General features: G+C 64.9%; 13 protein-coding genes and 1 pseudogene. 8 read left to right on the forward strand and 6 right to left on the reverse strand.

Features of this window, described 5'->3' with window-relative positions; all coding sequences use genetic code 11:
• Position 1 precedes the first annotated feature (1 nt).
• The 5 genes from H4P35_RS02355 to H4P35_RS02375 all read right to left on the reverse strand — a co-directional run bounded on the left by H4P35_RS02355 (position 2) and on the right by H4P35_RS02375 (position 8937).
• The gene (locus tag H4P35_RS02355; protein WP_226847919.1) at positions 2-2719 is read right to left on the reverse strand and encodes a T6SS effector BTH_I2691 family protein; all 2718 of its coding nucleotides are present in this window, start codon (positions 2717-2719) and stop codon (positions 2-4) included.
• Positions 2716-3660 carry a hypothetical protein gene (locus H4P35_RS02360; RefSeq protein ID WP_226847921.1) on the reverse strand — a complete coding sequence of 315 codons (945 nt, stop codon included), beginning with the start codon at positions 3658-3660 and terminating at the stop codon, positions 2716-2718. Before H4P35_RS02360 ends, H4P35_RS02355 begins: the two co-directional genes overlap by 4 nt.
• Positions 3657-5729 carry a type VI secretion system Vgr family protein gene (locus H4P35_RS02365; protein ID WP_226847923.1) on the reverse strand — a complete coding sequence of 691 codons (2073 nt, stop codon included), beginning with the start codon at positions 5727-5729 and terminating at the stop codon, positions 3657-3659. The genes H4P35_RS02360 and H4P35_RS02365 overlap by 4 nt, the downstream gene beginning before the upstream one ends.
• Before the next feature lie 240 nt (positions 5730-5969).
• On the reverse strand, positions 5970-7496 hold the full coding sequence (gene glpK, locus H4P35_RS02370; protein WP_226847925.1) for a glycerol kinase GlpK: 1527 nt from the start codon (positions 7494-7496) through the stop codon (positions 5970-5972).
• Positions 7483-8937 carry a DHA2 family efflux MFS transporter permease subunit gene (locus tag H4P35_RS02375; RefSeq protein WP_062840234.1) on the reverse strand — a complete coding sequence of 485 codons (1455 nt, stop codon included), beginning with the start codon at positions 8935-8937 and terminating at the stop codon, positions 7483-7485. Before H4P35_RS02375 ends, glpK begins: the two co-directional genes overlap by 14 nt.
• 98 nt (positions 8938-9035) lie before the next feature.
• Between H4P35_RS02375 and H4P35_RS02380 the strand changes: the two genes are divergently transcribed.
• The 4 genes from H4P35_RS02380 to H4P35_RS27225 all read left to right on the forward strand — a co-directional run bounded on the left by H4P35_RS02380 (position 9036) and on the right by H4P35_RS27225 (position 11519).
• A complete protein-coding gene (locus H4P35_RS02380; protein WP_056327507.1) occupies positions 9036-9224 on the forward strand; it encodes a DUF3460 family protein in 189 nt (62 codons plus the stop codon).
• Positions 9225-9240: 16 nt separating this feature from the next.
• Positions 9241-10131 carry a ScpA family protein gene (locus tag H4P35_RS02385; protein ID WP_056327505.1) on the forward strand — a complete coding sequence of 297 codons (891 nt, stop codon included), beginning with the start codon at positions 9241-9243 and terminating at the stop codon, positions 10129-10131.
• Between the two features lie 34 nt (positions 10132-10165).
• Entirely contained in the window at positions 10166-11020 is an 855-nt protein-coding gene (panC, locus tag H4P35_RS02390) for a pantoate--beta-alanine ligase (RefSeq protein ID WP_056327503.1), read from the forward strand.
• Positions 11021-11156: 136 nt separating this feature from the next.
• A complete protein-coding gene (locus H4P35_RS27225) occupies positions 11157-11519 on the forward strand; it encodes a response regulator transcription factor (RefSeq protein WP_276558163.1) in 363 nt (120 codons plus the stop codon).
• Positions 11520-11764: 245 nt separating this feature from the next.
• Here H4P35_RS27225 and H4P35_RS02400 read toward each other — a convergent pair whose 3' ends face one another.
• Positions 11765-12547 carry a copper resistance protein NlpE N-terminal domain-containing protein gene (locus H4P35_RS02400; RefSeq protein ID WP_180100397.1) on the reverse strand — a complete coding sequence of 261 codons (783 nt, stop codon included), beginning with the start codon at positions 12545-12547 and terminating at the stop codon, positions 11765-11767.
• A 203-nt stretch (positions 12548-12750) separates the two neighbouring features.
• Here H4P35_RS02400 and H4P35_RS02405 point away from each other — a divergent pair, with 203 nt between their 5' ends.
• The 4 genes and pseudogenes from H4P35_RS02405 (at position 12751) to H4P35_RS02420 (ending at position 16453) form a co-directional block, all read left to right on the forward strand.
• The gene (locus tag H4P35_RS02405; RefSeq protein WP_226847927.1) at positions 12751-13602 is read left to right on the forward strand and encodes an A24 family peptidase; all 852 of its coding nucleotides are present in this window, start codon (positions 12751-12753) and stop codon (positions 13600-13602) included.
• A 10-nt stretch (positions 13603-13612) separates the two neighbouring features.
• Positions 13613-14255, forward strand: a pseudogene (gene coaE, locus H4P35_RS02410) (dephospho-CoA kinase); the annotation flags it as partial.
• 46 nt (positions 14256-14301) lie between these two features.
• Positions 14302-15054: a cell division protein ZapD gene (gene zapD / locus H4P35_RS02415; RefSeq protein WP_128829849.1), complete on the forward strand. Its 753-nt coding sequence runs from the start codon at positions 14302-14304 to the stop codon at positions 15052-15054.
• Between the two features lie 133 nt (positions 15055-15187).
• Entirely contained in the window at positions 15188-16453 is a 1266-nt protein-coding gene (locus tag H4P35_RS02420) for an MdtA/MuxA family multidrug efflux RND transporter periplasmic adaptor subunit (RefSeq protein WP_180100394.1), read from the forward strand.
• The last annotated feature ends 7 nt before the right edge of the window (positions 16454-16460 follow it).

Consider the following 16460-nt stretch of genomic DNA (forward strand, 5'->3'; position numbering starts at 1 on the left):
CCTAGCACTGCGGCATTAAGAGCCCCCCGGCCGTTTCGAAATCTGATGCAGCGGTCCAACGCCTATTTTCGCTTGGTGACCCCCATCGGCTGGAGCGGGCCCATAGTTCGAGAGACGAGGATCGCTCTTTTTTCGCTTGAGTGGCCCAGATGTATGCAAGCACCCCTAAGGCAATAGCGACACCAATAGGTCCTAGTAAAGTAGCATTAGGGGCAAGGGCTCCGACAATTCCTGTGATTGACGAGCCAAGCGCAGCCATAGTTGCTAAACCGCTGTAAATTTGCGCTTCCGAATCTCCGTCAGCTCCTGCACGAACGGCGGCGAAAATATATTGGACTCCGTCCATCAGCCCCGAAACCGCTGCAATAGCGCCGCCGTATTGCGCGACGCGGGTCCCTAACATGATGGGTTTCGCGCCTCCGCTCGATCTCACGGTAATTGTCATATCCGGCCGCAATAACTGAATCCCCACGCCAACAACCTCCGCGCTCGCACCCATTACGCCGATGGAGGACGACCACACTGCTGCCAGCGCCTCGGCGCTGCCACTTTCAGATGTGTTGAGCAACGTGGCATAGTTCTTCCGCAGGCTGTCTTGCTGAAACCACAGGCTGCCAAGCCCCAGGAGCAGGTTCGCGCCTCCGGGCGCTGCTGAAACGACGGCGGTGCGCATCTTCTGCATCGCTCCCCTGGCGAGATCTCTCGCTTCCTCTGCGCCAATCGCAAGCGTGCCGACCATTTGAACCGCGCCGGTCTGAAGTGTCGCGGCGCCAACGCTCACGGCGCGAAGCGCCTTCGTGACGCCTTCGTTGGCGGTGCCACGCAGCTTCTTCAGACGTTCCTGCAGCGCCTCGGCACTCTCCAGCGACCAGATAATCAATTCGACGACCTTGCCGTGGTTGCCGGGAACCGCGATGGCAATGGCGCCGCTAACGACCATCGCCCGAATCTTGTCGGCGGCCGGCTTGCGGAAATTCTCGTCCATGTGGGCGATGAACTTATCAATGCCTTCCTGCAGGGTCTCGTTGAGCAGCGAAAGATACTCGCCGAGTTTCAATGACACGACGATCTGCGTCACATGCTGCCCCGCATAGCGCAGCAAGGCTGCGCTGTGCACGTGACCGACGAGCGTGTGCGTTTCGGAGGCCAGTCGCTTTCCCAGCGCGTTACTGGCATTGGCCGTGGCGGCAAGCAGCTGCCCAATGCCTTGCTGCACGGGGGCAACCATCAGCGTTTTGCCCTCTTCCGCACCGATCAAGCTCTTGATGTTGGCATAGACCTTGCCGAGATCATTGCCCGTCAGTGCAGTTTGCAACTGCGCGAGTAGTGCAGTGTCCTTTGCCAGCAGAGCCTGAAACAGAAAGCTTCTTGGGTCCTCCAGCTGCGCTTTCCATAGCTGTTGGGTCGCGCCCAGTTCCTCATCGTCTTTTCTTACTGTTTCGGTGGGGCCGCCGGCAAGGCAAAGGCCGAGCATGCGAATAAAGCCTTCCGTCGACCGCCAGGACGTGGCGCTGTAATCATTTTGTACGGCAAGTCGGAATGGCCTAGATTGGTATTCTTGGGCGTACAACTCCCCAACCCCATCAACAACCGTTTGCCAATCGGCCTGCGTGGCGAGATAAGTCTTCTCGAATTTGGCGCGGGCCGCCTCATCGTAGCGCTTCTCTAGGCGCTCTTTTGCCTTTGCCTGTTTGACCTTGGCTATGCGCTCGGCTTCTCCTGGTATATGCACCTGCGGGTAGCCCACCTTCATCCCCGCTAAGCTCTGGTTATGCCTGAGACGATGGGCTTCTGCTGCCTTCGCCTCTTCTTCTGCTTCGGCTGAAGCCCAGGCGTCATGCAGTTCCTTGATGCCAAGCAGCGCCCGGGAAGTGAAGAACTCGAACCGCCGCTGTGGCTCGGAGCGCCACTCCTGCATCTCTCTGAACAAGGCAACGCGCTGCGCATTGCATTCTTGCACCACGCCGATCGGATCGGGCAGAACCAGTGCGAGTACGCCGTTTTGAAGTTTTTCCCGCTGGACGATAGTGCGAATGTGGCCTTCCATCGCCGCAAGCCGATGATTACGCGAGTAGAACCCGTGAACGCTTTCGAAATCGCCGGCGTTGACCGCTGCGTACTCCAGCACAGAATCCAACCCAAGATTGTCTTCGGTCATTGCGATACCGACGCTGCCGGGGTTCTCGCGCGCACTTTTCAAGTCAAGCTTGTAGAAGCGGTCCTTCGGATCCGATCCGTCGGCGGCTTTGCCACACAAGTATTGATTGAGCACGCTCTCGGGCCAGGGGTCATTCGCGATTGCTATCCACGCGGTCGAGAACTTCTCGGTGTCGATATTGATGAACGAGGCGGGGACGTCGTGGTTCCGGCGCACGCATGATTGGCTCAGCGGACTTGGCTCATCACGTGGTACCTGGAAGGGGCGAAACTGGCGCAACGCCCCTTCAGGCGTGACCTCATAGGCCTGCCACTCCACCTCATCCAGCAATACGTAGAGGTACCCTTGCCGCAGGATGCGAGGCTGGTCCAACCGCATCCGCACCGTCGCTGGCGCGTTGCTGGCCGCAGGCTGTCGACGGTATGTTTGCCCGGGCGCCGGCGCGTACGCGGCGCGCAAAGGAAGAATGGGCAGGCCAGTGCGCTCGCAGGCTTTGCATGCGTCCGTCGGAATCGGCGCGGCATGGCTGATCGTTCTGCTTAACGTCGTGCTCAAGCTCATGAGTAGTTCTCCGTCCGGGGCAAGGAGGCGAATACTCGCTTCCAGGCGGTGTCGTCGTACGCTTGGAAGCGGTCGTGCAGCGCGTGTTTGCCATTGGCTGCATCAAGAATGTCCCGTTGGATGTCGGGATGCTTGGGCAGTAGGGGGTGAACGCAAACCCGATACAAGCTGAGCGCGAAGATGTCGCGCTCATGCCGCAGTCCTAAACGCTGGGCATCACGGACCAGACGAAAGGCATGTACACCCGCCTGTGGCGGTAGGGGACTGGGGCCAGTCCAGCGCCAGGGCGCGAACGAAAGGGTCTGACGTTGCGCGAGCCGCCAGATACCCAGGAATTCGCTTACCAATTGCGCCGCATGCTGCGTGCGGCGAACCAATGCCGTGTGATCCTCGCTTGCCGTCGCCGAGCTGCTCTGCAGTACGGAAAAGCTCCCCCAGCTTGTTGGGAACAACCAAGCATTGATCGGCGCGAACATAGCCCCCGCTCGGGCTCCAAGCGCGCCGGCCAGCAACTCCAGACGCACGGGTTCGAACCACGGGTTAGTCGCTTTTCGTACGTTGGACGAAGTAATGCAGCATTGCGCCGCAATGTGGCGTGCGGTTTCCTCCGGCGGCTCCGGGCTGGTCAGCCACCCGCAGATATATCGCTTGCCGTAGGCGAGATCTTCCGTTGCATGGAACGCACTGAGTTCCAGCAGCCGCTTCCGTGTCGCGTCTTCCGAAGTGCCAAGTTGCACGAGGGCCGGACAGGCTTCAGGCGTGTGGACCAGGTCCGGCCGTGGAACGCGGACCACAGCGTCCTTGCCCAGATCGTGGACCAGCGATTCGATGGCTAGCGGATGTGCCGGGCCGCATCCGGCCAGTGGGTCAACGAGCAGATAAAGGTGATCGCCAGGCGCTTTGATCTGCTCGGCGAACGCAATGATGGGCGCCGCTGTCATCGGTTGCGCTCCGCGCAATCCGCGTCCAGACCTTCAAGCGCCTCGCCGGACAGTGAGAGGCTGTTGTTACCGCCACCGCCCTTTTGGCTCATCGGCCCCTTGATCAGGATGGCATCCCCATCCAGCGTGATGCCCAACCCATCAATACGAATCGTCCCCCCTGGCCCTTTCAAGATAAGGCTCTCCGCCGCCTGAACCTCATAAACCTTCGTGCGCTGCCGGATCGCCTGCCCGGCCTGAAGCTCCGAGTGCCCCTCCACAGTCTGCTCCTGGTGCCCGCCAATACTCACCCAGTGATTCGCCACCGTCTTGTCGCGGCGGTTGTTGCCCACTTCCTTGGTGCGGTCCTTGCCTGTGTAGATCGTGTGATTACGCCCCACCGTCAGAAAGTCATCCCGCCCGATGTCGTGCCGCCGATCCTGGCCGATGTTCACCTGCTCGTCATTGCCCACCGTCTCCCTGCGGTCGTGGCCGATGGTGATGGTTTCGTCGTTCTCGACCTGCTCGCTGCGGTCGTGGCCCACGAATGTCGACTCGTCGTTGTTGACGTGGATGTTCTGGTCCTTCTGCGCGTGGACGTAGATTTCTTCCTGATCCTTCTCGTCCTCGAAACGCAGTTCGTTGTATCCCTCGCCCTTGTGGGTCTTCGTCTTGATGGTCATCCGCGTCTTGTGGCGCGGCAGTTCATAGGGCGGCAATTGCAGGCGGTTGTAGACGCGGCCGGTGATCACGGGCTGGTCGGGGTCGCCATCGAAGTACGAGACGATGACCTCCTGGCCGATGCGCGGAATGGCCATGTGGCCCCACGTGGCCCCGGCGATGTTCTGGGACACGCGTATCCAGCAGGAGCTGTGTTCGTCTTCCTTGCCGAGACGGTCCCAGGGGAACTGGACCTTCACGCGGCCGTATTCGTCGGTGTAGATCTCTTCATTGGGTGGGCCGACCACGACGGCGTTCTGCGGTCCGTCGATGCGAGGCCGGGGGAGTGGCTCTGCGCGCCACTCGGCATCGTCCGGCACCAATTCAGCCTCGTAGTGGTAGCGAGTCCCTGACGCGGCATCGGCGCTCTCTTCGGCCTGGCTTGTGTGTTGGATGCCGCGGTGGACGATGCGGATGGGGCGCCATCCGCGGTTCAGGTCCTCGCGTGGGTGCCCGGCCAGCGTGAAGGAGATGCCAGGCTGCAAGCGCGGGTCATCGCCTTCGACCAAGGCGATGCGCGCATCGCGTCGGTGGCCGCGCAGGCGATTCTCGGCGAACGGCTTGCCGGCCTCGTCGAACTTGGCGCGGGCGGGGTAGTCGTAGCGCTCGTAGCGGCTTCCCTGGTGATCAAGATCCCGCCCATCGCGACTGTGCTGATGGGTATAGCGCGGATGGTGAAAGGTGTAGTCGCGTTGGGTCTGGCGCGCGGTGCGTACGTTCTCGGTGTAGGCGAAGCGACGCAGCGCAGGCTGCGGCTGGTCGCCGCCGGGTGTCGGGTTGTACTGCACCGGCTCGTCGCCCACGCGGCCGTGAATGAAGAGGCGATCGCTGTGGACAAGTTGATGTCCTTCGGCGCCATGACGGAAGGAATAGAAGAAGCCTTCCTCACGCATGATGCGTTCGACGAAGTGGTAATCGGTGTCGCCAGCCTGGACGCAGTATTCGCGAGCCTGGTGCTCGGTGGTGCTGCGCTGCTCGTAGTCCTGGGTGAGGCCATGCGCCTTGAGCACGGCCTCGGCGATCTGCGGAACGGTCAGCGCCTGGAAGATCCGCCAGTCAGAACTGAGCGCGAGGCGCGCCAGACGGGGCTCCACGACAGCCGAATAGCGGGTGCGCCGAAAGCCTGTTTCGCCCTGGACGAATGAAGACACCGCGCCGTGCACGTACCGGACAGGCTTGTCGCCATGCCAGATCGTGAGCAGCGCGGCGCGGTCCAGCACCGCGCCGAAGTCGATGGCCGATTGGGCGCTGGCCAGGTCTACGTGGAGCAGAAAGGTTTCGGACAACCCTTCTTGCAACGTGAATTCGACGACCTCAAACGATTTGTCGCCGACGGTAAAGGTGAAGCGCAGATCGGATTGGGTGGGCATGGCGAGCTTCCGGTAGCGACAGACCGCGATGGTCGTCGTTGGTGCCAGTTGGCACTACCGTTTTTAAAAGCCGCCGATGTTCCTCGTAAATCAGAAGAGTTTTAATAATGAAGAAAACTGACCTGTTCTTGCGAGTTGCTCGGAACGATCGAATTGATCTGCGCGGGCAGGTGGAGGTGTCATCGTTGCCCCGCCGTTGCCATCCGGCGCGGTGCCCTTGCTCAATCCTGCTCGAGAGCCTTACTTCCCCGCCCCAGCCGACCAGCCTTTCGACAATTCCACGGCCTGCCGCCACCGCTTCATCCGCGCTTGCCGGACAGATTCCGGCCAGGTCGGGTTGAACGTGCGTTCAGCCTGCCACTTCGATGCGAATTCATCCTGGTTCGACCAGAAACCAACGGCCAAACCAGCCAGGCCTGCAGCGCCCAACGCAGTGGACTCTGGAACGCGCGGACGCACGACCGGAACGCCCAGAATGTCAGCCTGCATCTGCATCAGCAGGTCGTTGCGGGCGGCGCCGCCGTCGACGCGCAGTTCCGTCAGGGCGATGCCGCTGTCGGCGTTCATGCAGGTGAGTAGTTCCGCGCTTTGCAGGGCGATGGATTCCAGCGTGGCGCGGGCGATGTGGGCGCGGGTGGTGCCGCGGGTCAGGCCGACGAGGGTGCCGCGGGCGTAGGGGTCCCAGTGGGGGGCGCCCAGGCCGGCGAAGGCGGGGACCATGAAGACGTCGTCGGTGTCGGAGACGCTGGCGGCCAGGGATTCGATGTCTTCGGAGCGCTGGATGATGCCCAGGCCGTCGCGCAGCCATTGGACGGCTGCGCCGGCGACGAAGACGCCGCCTTCCAGCATGTAGGCGGGCTTCCATTTGTCGTGGCCGGGTTGGGGCAGGCCCCAGCCGACGGTGGACAAGAGGTTGTTGCGCGATTCGACGGGTTTGTCGCCGACGTTCATGAGCATGAAGCAGCCGGTGCCGTAGGTGTTCTTGGCCATGCCGGGCTTGAAGCAGGCCTGGCCGAAGGTGGCGGCCTGCTGGTCGCCCGCGACGCCGGCGATGGGCACGGAGCCGCCCAGCCATTCGGGCAAGGCGTCGCCGACGATGGCGCTGCTGGGCGCAATCTGGGGCAGCACGCTGCGCGGGATGTTGAGCAGCGCCAGGATGTCGTCGTTCCAGTCCTGCGTGTGCAGGTCGAAGAGCATGGTGCGCGAGGCGTTGCTGGGGTCTGTGCTGTGGACGGCGCCGCCGGTCAGTTGCCAGATGAGCCAGGTGTCGACGGTGCCGAAGGCCAGTTCGCCGCGTTCGGCCATGCTGCGCGCGCCGGGCACGTGGTCCAGCAGCCAGGCGAGCTTGGTGCCGGAGAAGTAGGCGTCGACGACCAGGCCGGTGCGCGCCTGCAGGAAGTCCCCATGGCCGTCCTGGCGGAGCTTGTCGCACAGGGGCGCGGTGCGGCGGTCTTGCCAGACGATGGCGCGGGCAAGCGGACGGCCGGTGGCGCGTTCCCAGATGAGGGTGGTTTCGCGCTGGTTGGTGATGCCGATGGCGGCGATGTCGGCGGCGGTCGCGCCGGCGTTGCGCAAGGCTTCGCGGGCGACGTCGAGCTGGCTGTGCCAGATCTCGTTGGCGTCGTGCTCGACCCAGCCCGGACGCGGATAGTGCTGGCGGAATTCGCGTTGGCCAACGCCGCGCACGACGCCTTCGCGGTCAAAGACGATGGCTCGGGAGCTGGTCGTGCCCTGGTCCAGGGCTAGGACAAATTCATTCGTCGTCACTGTTTTTCGCGCCGTTCAGGTGTGCCCCGGCCAGCGGGTCGAGGCGTCTAAAGGAGAAGGTCGATGCCATGCACAGCAGGCCGATGACGACGAAGCCGGCGACCACGTCGCTGATGGCCAGCGTTTCGGCGCCGCGCAGCGACATGCTGATGTTCAGCGTGACCGCGGCCACCCCGACGCCCAGCGTGATGCCCAGTTGCTGCGCCATGGCTGAGAAGCTGCTGGCGCGGCTCATCTTGGCGGGCGGGATGTCGGCATAGGTTAGCGTATTTACCCCGGTGAACTGCAACGACCGGAAGAAGCCGCCCACCAGCAGGATGGCGATCATCAGCCAGACGGGCGTGGCCGGGTTGAAGGCGCCGCAGACGATGATGAAGCCGCCGGTCAGGATGGCGTTCAGGGTCAGCACGCGGCGAAAGCCGAAGCGCTGCACGATGGGCGTGGCGACGAATTTCATCAGCAGCGCGCCGGCGGCGCTGGCGAAGGTGATGAGGCCGGCCGAGAACGGCGACAGCCCAAAGCCTACCTGCAGCAGCATGGCCAGGAGGAAGGGCGTGGCGCCGACGGCGAAGCGGCACAGGTTGCCGCCCAGCGTGGAGATGGCGAAGGTGGGAATCCGCATCAGGGACAGGTCGATGATGGGATGTTCGGTGCGCCGCGCGTGCACGCCGTACAGCAGCCCGCAGACGATGCCCACGCCGATGAGGCTGAGCAGGATGGGCAGCGGCATGACGTCGCGGCCGATGGCCTCGAAGCCGCTGACCAGGGTGGCCAGGCACACCGAACTGAGCAGGAAGCCGATCCAGTCCAGGCGGGGCGTGCCGGTTTCGCGGATTTCCGCGACAAAGCGCAGGACCAGGAAGATGCCCAGGATGCCGATCGGGATGTTGATCAGGAAGATCCAGTGCCACGACATGTACGTGACCATGAAGCCGCCCAGCGGCGGTCCGATCACCGGTCCCAGCAGCGCCGGAATGGACAGGAAGGACATGGCCTTGAGCAGATCCTGCTTGGGCACGGTGCGCAAGAGGATGATCCGCCCCACGGGCACCATCATGGCACCCGCCATGCCCTGCACGATCCGCGCCAGCACGAGCTGTTGCAGATCCTGCGACAGGGCGCAGGCGACGGAACTGAGCGTGAACAGGCCAATCGCGGTGATGAAGACGCGCCGGGCGCCGTAGCGGTCGGCCGCCCAGCCGCTGATGGGCACGAAGACGGCGACGGCCAGCAGGTAGGACGTGATGGCCACGTTGAGCCGCACGGGGGTGGACCCCAGGGCCCGGGCCATGGCGGGCAGGGCGGTCGCCACGACCGTGGCGTCCAGCATCTGCATGAAGAGCGCGCACCCCACGATGAAGGGGATCATGCGCGCCGCGCGCACCGCGTCCGGGGTTGAGGGCGGAGCGGGATTGGCTGCGGCTGCGGATTCTGCGGACATGTCGGAAGGCTGCAATGAGAGCCTGACGATTGTAACGCCGGGGATCCGGCCGCCGTGAAGTAAACTCGCGACATCTGCAACCTAATGAAATTGGTGCCATGGCGACCAACTACGAATCCGAGATCACCCAGTTCCTGAAGGACTACAAGAAATCCCACCCTGGCACGGAAGAGCGCCAGCGCGAGGGACGCGCCCGTCTCTGGGACAAGCAGCAGGACCAGGAACTGCTCGAAGGCTTCCGCGCGGCCCGCGTGGCGCAAAAGCCGTACGTGTATCAGGCCGACTGATACTTTTGCGGCACACATGGTCCAGAACCCCTCGGTGCCGGGCGACGCCCTGGCCAAGCTAGTGGAACCGTCCGTCGACAGCACGCCCGACACCATCGATAGCGTGGCGTTTGCGCGTCTGTACGGCGAGCCGCTGTTCCAGATGCCGACGGATCTGTACATTCCGCCGGATGCGCTGGAAGTCTTTCTCGAAGCCTTCGAAGGGCCGCTGGACCTGTTGCTTTACCTGATCCGCAAGCAGAACTTCAACGTTCTGGACATCCCCATGGCGGATGTCACGCGGCAGTACCTGTCGTACGTGGATCAGATCCGCATCACCAACCTCGAACTGGCCGCCGAATATCTCTTGATGGCGGCCATGCTCATCGAGATCAAGTCGCGCATGCTGCTGCCGGTCAAAAAGACCGACACCGGCGAAGAGCCCGAGGATCCGCGCGCCGAACTGGTGCGCCGCCTGCTCGAATACGAGCAGATGAAGCTAGCCGCCCAGAAGCTGGACAAGCTACCGCAGCTGGGCCGCGATTTCGTCAGCAGCCAGGCCGTGGCCGACCTGAGCGTCGAGCGCGCGCTGCCGGACGTCAGCGTGGACGACCTGCGCGCCGCGTGGGCCGACATCATGAAGCGGGCCAAGCTGAACCAGCACCACCACATCACCCGCGAGCAGTTGTCGGTGCGCGATCACATGACGCACATCCTGCGCCGCCTGAACGACGTGCGTTTCATGGAATTCGGCGACCTGTTCATGGAGCGCGTCCGCGAGGGCGCGCCCGCCGCGGTCGTTGTCGTGCATTTCATCGCCATGCTCGAACTGGCGCGCGAATCGCTGCTGGAGATCACGCAGGCGGAGCCTTATGCTCCCATCTACGTGCGCCTGGCGTATACCAGCGTGGCAGCGGTCGCGGCCTGATCCTGACCGGGCGCCACTCCCCCGGAGATTTCCCTTGAAAGTCGTACACACCATCCAGGAATTGCGCGATCACCTGCGCGGACAGAATCGCGTGTCGTTCGTGCCCACCATGGGCAACCTGCACGAAGGCCACCTCGCGCTCATGAAGCTGGCGCGCCAGCACGGTGATCCCGTCGTGGCCAGCATCTTCGTGAACCGCCTGCAATTCGGCCCGAACGAGGACTTCGATCAGTATCCGCGCACCCTGGCCGCCGACATCGAAAAGCTTGAAGCGGCGCGCGACGTCTACGTGCTGTTCGCGCCGAACGAGCGCGAGATGTACCCGGAACCGCAGAATTTCCGCATCCAGCCGCCCGACGACCTGGGCGACATCCTGGAGGGCGAGTTCCGTCCGGGGTTTTTCGCCGGGGTCAGCACGGTCGTGCTCAAGCTGTTCTCGTGCGTGCAGCCGCGCGTGGCCGTGTTCGGCAAGAAGGACTACCAGCAGCTGATGGTGGTGCGCAACATGTGCCGCCAGTTCCAGTTGCCCGTCGAGGTGCTGGCGCATGAAACCGTGCGCGCGGACGACGGGCTGGCGCTGTCCTCGCGCAACCGCTACCTGAGCGAGGCCGAACGTGCCGAAGCGCCGGCGCTGTACGCCGAACTGCAAGAGATCGGCCGCCGCCTGGCCCGGGGTGAGCGCGACGCCGCCGCGCTGGAGAACGACGCCGTCCAGCGTCTGACGCAGCGCGGCTGGAAGGTGGATTACGTGGCCCTGCGCCGCCAGCGCGATCTGAAGCGCCCCGAGGCCGCGGACCTGCAGGCCGGCGAACCCGTCGTGGTGCTGGCTGCCGCCAAGCTGGGCGCCACGCGGCTGATCGACAACCTGGAACTGGACTACACCGCCTGAGGCAGGCGGAAGGCGGGCTAGCCGCGGGCGCATGATGCGGGGTGTTTTGGTCACCCCCTATCAGAATTGTCAGCTTACGCCGGCTGTGACACCGGGGCAGACTGTTTGCAATCCTACATTGCAAGCGAGCTGCCCCATGTCTTTTCCTCACCCCGAACTCGACGCCGTCCTGTCCTCCCTGACCGCCCGCGAACGCCAGATCGTCGATTACGTGGCGGCCGGGCGGGCCAACAAGGTCATCGCCATCGACCTGGGCATCTCCCTGCGCACGGTCGAGGCCCATCGCGCCCGCATCTTCGCCAAACTCGGCGCCCGCAACGCCATGCAGCTTGCGTGCCGGTTGTGTGCGCACGGGCAGTCAGGCGCCTCGCCCGTCCCGGGCGCGCAGTGGCGCCCCAGCCCGATGCCGCCTCCGGGCGGTGCCAGCGCGCCGGCCCAGATGCTGCACGAACCCGCTGGTGCCTACGGCGCTTGCCCATCAAAACCCGTGCCTCCCTGACGTTGCCGCCAGGCCTGCCGCGCCTGTCTGGCCTGTCGCGTCCGTCGCGCCCGTTGCGTCCGTCGCGTCTGTCGCGCCCGTCGCGCCCGTCGCGCCTGTCGTGGTCGGCGTGCTTGCCGCGCCGCCCCAATGCCGTCGCCCAATGAATTCGGGCCTGACGAACAGGGTGTTCGTCAGGCCCGGGAAGGGGTGCGGCGGCCTAGTCTCCGGCGACGTTCAGTCGCCGCGGGCGGACAGCCTTGCGATCAGGGGCACTTGGGGGCGGCGGCGTTTGCCAGCTCGTCGATGGGGTCCAGATCCGGCTGGCGGGTCAGGTTGTAGTTCAGGTTGGGCGTCTGGCCGCCAATCGAGCGCACGCGCAGCACGTTGTTGGCCGCAACCAGGAATTCCACCCGGACGTTGCCCTGGCCGTCCATCAGGATGACGCGCGGCGGACGTTCGTCGGTGGCGTCCCAGCAGCCTTGCTCGGACACGGGCGGACCCTTTTTGGGATCGTTGTCCAGGTAGGCGGTGCGGCCGCGCCAGCGGCCATTGGGGGCCAGCGTCAGCGTCACGCGCTGGGCCGTGCATTGCATGGCGGGCGAGAAACACGGCAGCGTGCCCATGTAGGTCTGAGGCTGCGGCACCAGGCTGTGGGTGATGCCGCTGGGCGCAGCGGCAGGCGCCGCGGCGGGAGCAGGCGCCGATTTGCCCGATCCGCCCGAGCCGCCTTCGGCGCCTTCGGGCACGGGCTGGCCGTCTTCGGTGGTCTGGCCCGCGGCAACGGCCTGCTGGTTCTGGTTCTGCTGGCGGCGCGCGTCGGGCTTGAGCTCGATTTGCACTTGCGACGGCGCGCGGATGATGTTGCGGTAGCCGGCGCCCGAGCCCTGGTACTGCGCGTCGGTCACGGTGCTTTCCGCCGGCAGGTCGTAGTAGCCTTCGGCCTTCTGCTTGGCGCAGCCGGTAGCGCCTATCACGGCGCCCGCTAACAGCAGCCCCATGACGCCGAGTTTGGGGGAGCGGGAAACGATATCGACGCGCGCGGCCATGGCAGCTTATCCGTGAATTGAGTCTGTCTCCGATTTTACGCACTTATGCGAAGATTCGATACGTTCCCCTTAGCCGTTCCCGGGCATCTGCCGCACTTTATGCACAAATTACGACATGGCCGCGCGCGGCCCCTCATCCCTTGCGCCATCGCCGGCCTGTCGGATGGGCAGCCGTGTCCGGGCCACGCGGGGCGGTGACGGCGATGTGGCAAATCCTTGATCTGCCCCTGGGCGTCTTCATTGGCGCGGCGGCGCTGGCCGGCTTGTTCGTGGGCAACTGGCTGACGGTGCTGACCCATCGGCTGCCGCGCATGATGGAGCGCGAGTGGCAGGCGCAGTGCATGGACGCGGCCGGCAAGCCGCGGCCGCCCGGCCACTATGGCTTGCTGTCGCCGGCCTCGCATTGCCCCGCCTGCGAGGCGCCCCTGGACCGCATGGCGCGGATTCCCCTGCTCGGCTGGCTATTGCTGCGCGGCCGGTGCGCCGCCTGCCATGCGCCCATCGGCTGGCGCTATCCCGTCATCGAACTGCTGACCTGCGCGCTCTTTGCCGGCTGCGCGCTGCGCTTTGGCGCGACGCCGATCGCGCTTGCCGCCATGGGCCTGTCGGCCACGCTGGTGGCGCTGGCCTGGATCGATTTCGAAACGACGCTGCTGCCCGATGTGCTGACCCAGCCGCTGGTGTGGGCGGGTCTGCTGGTGAACCTCTTCGATGCGTTCGCCAGCGTGCAGATGGCGGTGGTCGGGGCCGTGGCGGGATACCTGTTCCTGTGGGTTATCTTTCATGTGTTCCGCCTGCTGACCGGGCGCGAAGGCATGGGGCAGGGCGACTTCAAGCTGCTGGCCGCGCTGGGCGCGTGGTTCGGCATCGAAGCCTTGCCGATGCTGCTTCTGAGCGCATCGCTGGTGGGCGTGCTGATTGGCGGCGCATTGACGCTGACCGGCCGCGCCCGGCGCGGCCAGCCCTTGCCCTTCGGACCCTATCTGGCGCTGGCCGGGCTGGTCATGCTGCTATTGGGCGGCGAGCATGGCGTATTGCAATTCATGAGTACATGAGGAAAGGCGCATGTTCAAGATTGGTCTGACGGGCGGCATTGGTTCGGGCAAGTCCCGCGTGGCGGACATGCTGGCCGAGTGGGGCGCGGCCCTGGTCGACACCGACGAGATCGCGCGCGCGCTGACCGCCGCGGGCGGCGCCGCCATGCCGGCGATCGAACGCGAATTCGGCCGCGAGGCCTTGACGCCCGACGGCGCGCTGGACCGCGCATGGATGCGCGCGCAGGCATTCGCCGATCCGCAGGTCCGCCTGCGGCTTGAGGCCGTGCTGCATCCGGTCATCGGCCGCGAAACGGAACGTCAGGCGGCGACCGCTAAAGGATCGTATCTGGTCTTTGTGGTGCCCCTATTGGTCGAGTCCCTGGACCGTTGGCGCGATCGCGTAGATCGTATCTGCGTGGTGGACTGCGACCCCGAGACGCAGGTGGCCCGCGTGCAGCAGCGCAGCGGGCTGACGGAGCAGGACATCCGGCGTATCATGGCGGCACAGGCTGCGCGGGCACGCCGGTTGGAGGTCGCGGACGACGTCATACTCAACGACGCAACGACCACGCCGGATCAATTGCGCGCGCGGGCGTTGACCCTGCATGACCGCTGGCTGGCGCTGGCGACCACCACGGGCCGGTAAGCCAGCGGCTGCCGGCACCCCTGAAAATTCTTGGCCCGCCGGCCAACCACTGATAGGGCCTGTAAAAAAGCGTGATCGTTTACGAATACCCCTTCAATGAGCGCATCCGTGCTTATCTGCGGCTGGAATACCTGTTCGACAGGCTCTTCTTCTTTGCTCGCGAGGGCGACTCACGCCAGCATCAGGTTGCCGTCACGTCATTGTTCGATCTGCTCGATGCTTGCGAACGCACCGACGTGAAGGGGGCGATCCTCCAGGACCTTGAACGCCAGCGCCTGGCGCTGGTCGGACTGCGCGACCATCCTGGCGTTGCGCAGGACGCGCTGGAAAGCATGCTGCGCGAAATGGAAAAGGTGGCCAGCGCGCTGGCGGCACCCGGCAAGACCGGCCAGTCGCTGCGCGAGAACGAATGGCTGACCAGCCTGCGCGGCCGGTTGTCGATGCCCGGCAGCGCCACGCAGGTCGACATGCCGTCCTACTATGCTTGGCAGAATAAGCCCGAAGCCGCCCGCTGCGCAGACCTGCAGGCCTGGGTGTCGCCCTTCATTCCCCTCTACGACGGTCTGACGCTGGCGCTGCGCCTGTTGCGCGAGTCCGGCCGCAAGACCGACATCGTGGCCGAGCAGGGCGCCTATCAGCAGATGCTGGGCGGCAAGCAGTTCCAGCTTCTGCGCGTCTGGGTGGATCCCGCCCAGGGCGTCTTTCCCGAGATCAGCGCCAATAAGTACATGATCTGGATACGTTTTTCCACGCAGGACGGGGAGTTCAAGCCTCAGCAGGTGGCCCGCGACGTGGCATTCCAGATGACCTTGTGCAGTTCCTAGGCGCAAGTTACGTACGGTTTCGTGGCCCGGATTCCTGTTGCGGGTAGTTTCAGGGTGACGGCGACCAGGGCCGAAACCGGGACGGTCTAGTAGACAATACGGCTTTCCTTCCGAGTGTGCCGGAACCGAGTCCATGTCCGATAGCCGTCCCGTATCCCCACCCTCCCGCTGGAGCCGCCGCCGCGTCGTCGGTCTGGTCTTGCTGCTGCTTGCCGTCGCGGCGATTGCCTGGGTGGTGCTGCGGCCGTCGGCCAAGCAGGCAGGCCCGGGGGGGCGGACAGGCGGCAGGCCGCCCGTGGCCGCCATGGCCAACATGCCTGTCCCGGTCCGTATCGCCACCGCCGCGCAGCAGGACATCGACATCTTCCTGCGGTCGCTGGGCACCGTTACCGCCTACAACACCGTTACCGTCCGAAGCCGCGTCAGTGGCGAACTCGTGGACGTCGCCTTCCAGGAAGGCCAGCAGGTCAAGGCCGGCGACCTGCTCGCCCAGGTGGACCCGCGCGCCTTCCAGGTGGCGCTTGACCAGGCGCGCGGTACGCAGATGCAGAACCTCGCGCAGCTGGAAAACGCCCGCCGCGACCTGCAACGCTACCAGGCCCTTTTCAAGCAGGACTCCATCGCCCGCCAGCAGGTCGACACGCAGGCCGCGCTGGTGCGCCAGTACGAAGGCACGGTCAAGAGCGACCAGGCCAATGTCGACAATGCCAAGCTGCAACTGGATTACGCCCGCATCACCGCGCCGATCAGCGGCCGCCTGGGCCTGCGTCAGGTCGACCGCGGCAATCTGGTGTCCAGCTCGGACACCAACGGGCTGGTCGTCATCACCCAGACCCAGCCCATCTCCGTCGTCTTCACCCTGCCCGAAACGCAGTTGCCCGAAGTGCGCGCCGAGTTGGCGGCCGGCAAGACGCTGACCGTCGACGCCTATGACCGCGCCGACACCCGCCGCATCGCCTCGGGCACGCTCGAGACGCTGGACAACCAGATCGACGTGGCGACCGGCACGCTCAAGCTCAAGGCCCGCTTCGACAACACCGACGATGCGCTTTTCCCCAACCAGTTCGTCAACGTGCGGCTGCACGTGCTGACCCGCAAGGACGTGACGGCCATTCCGACGGCCGCGGTCCAGCAGGGTTCGGCCGGCGCGTTCGTCTTCCTGGTGCAGGACGACAACACGATCGCGGTGCGCCCGGTGAAGCTGGGCGCCATCAATGCCGGCATGGTCGCCGTCAACGAAGGTCTCAAGCCCGGTGATCGGGTCGTCACCGAAGGCACGGACCGCCTGCGCGCCGGCGCCAAGGTGGAAATCGTGGGTGGCGCCGAAGTCATTCCCGCCGCCCGCGACAAGTCGCTCGGCGCGGGCGCGCCGGCCGGCACCACGCCCGCCGCCAAGTAAGCAGAGA

Source organism: Achromobacter sp. 77, assembly GCF_020541125.1.
Classification (GTDB): Bacteria; Pseudomonadota; Gammaproteobacteria; order Burkholderiales; family Burkholderiaceae_B; genus Achromobacter; species Achromobacter mucicolens.

What these genes read in the sequence shown, in the direction of transcription:
- H4P35_RS02420 (WP_180100394.1), top strand. Translation starts at nt 15,188, where the DNA reads ATGTCCGATAGCCGTCCCGTATCCCCACCCTCCCGCTGGAGCCGCCGC.
- H4P35_RS02405 (WP_226847927.1), top strand. Translation starts at nt 12,751, where the DNA reads ATGTGGCAAATCCTTGATCTGCCCCTGGGCGTCTTCATTGGCGCGGCG.
- H4P35_RS02355 (WP_226847919.1), bottom strand. Translation starts at nt 2,719, where the DNA reads ATGAGCTTGAGCACGACGTTAAGCAGAACGATCAGCCATGCCGCGCCG.
- H4P35_RS02400 (WP_180100397.1), bottom strand. Translation starts at nt 12,547, where the DNA reads ATGGCCGCGCGCGTCGATATCGTTTCCCGCTCCCCCAAACTCGGCGTC.
- H4P35_RS02365 (WP_226847923.1), bottom strand. Translation starts at nt 5,729, where the DNA reads ATGCCCACCCAATCCGATCTGCGCTTCACCTTTACCGTCGGCGACAAA.
- H4P35_RS02360 (WP_226847921.1), bottom strand. Translation starts at nt 3,660, where the DNA reads ATGACAGCGGCGCCCATCATTGCGTTCGCCGAGCAGATCAAAGCGCCT.
- H4P35_RS27225 (WP_276558163.1), top strand. Translation starts at nt 11,157, where the DNA reads ATGTCTTTTCCTCACCCCGAACTCGACGCCGTCCTGTCCTCCCTGACC.
- H4P35_RS02380 (WP_056327507.1), top strand. Translation starts at nt 9,036, where the DNA reads ATGGCGACCAACTACGAATCCGAGATCACCCAGTTCCTGAAGGACTAC.
- H4P35_RS02375 (WP_062840234.1), bottom strand. Translation starts at nt 8,937, where the DNA reads ATGTCCGCAGAATCCGCAGCCGCAGCCAATCCCGCTCCGCCCTCAACC.
- H4P35_RS02385 (WP_056327505.1), top strand. Translation starts at nt 9,241, where the DNA reads ATGGTCCAGAACCCCTCGGTGCCGGGCGACGCCCTGGCCAAGCTAGTG.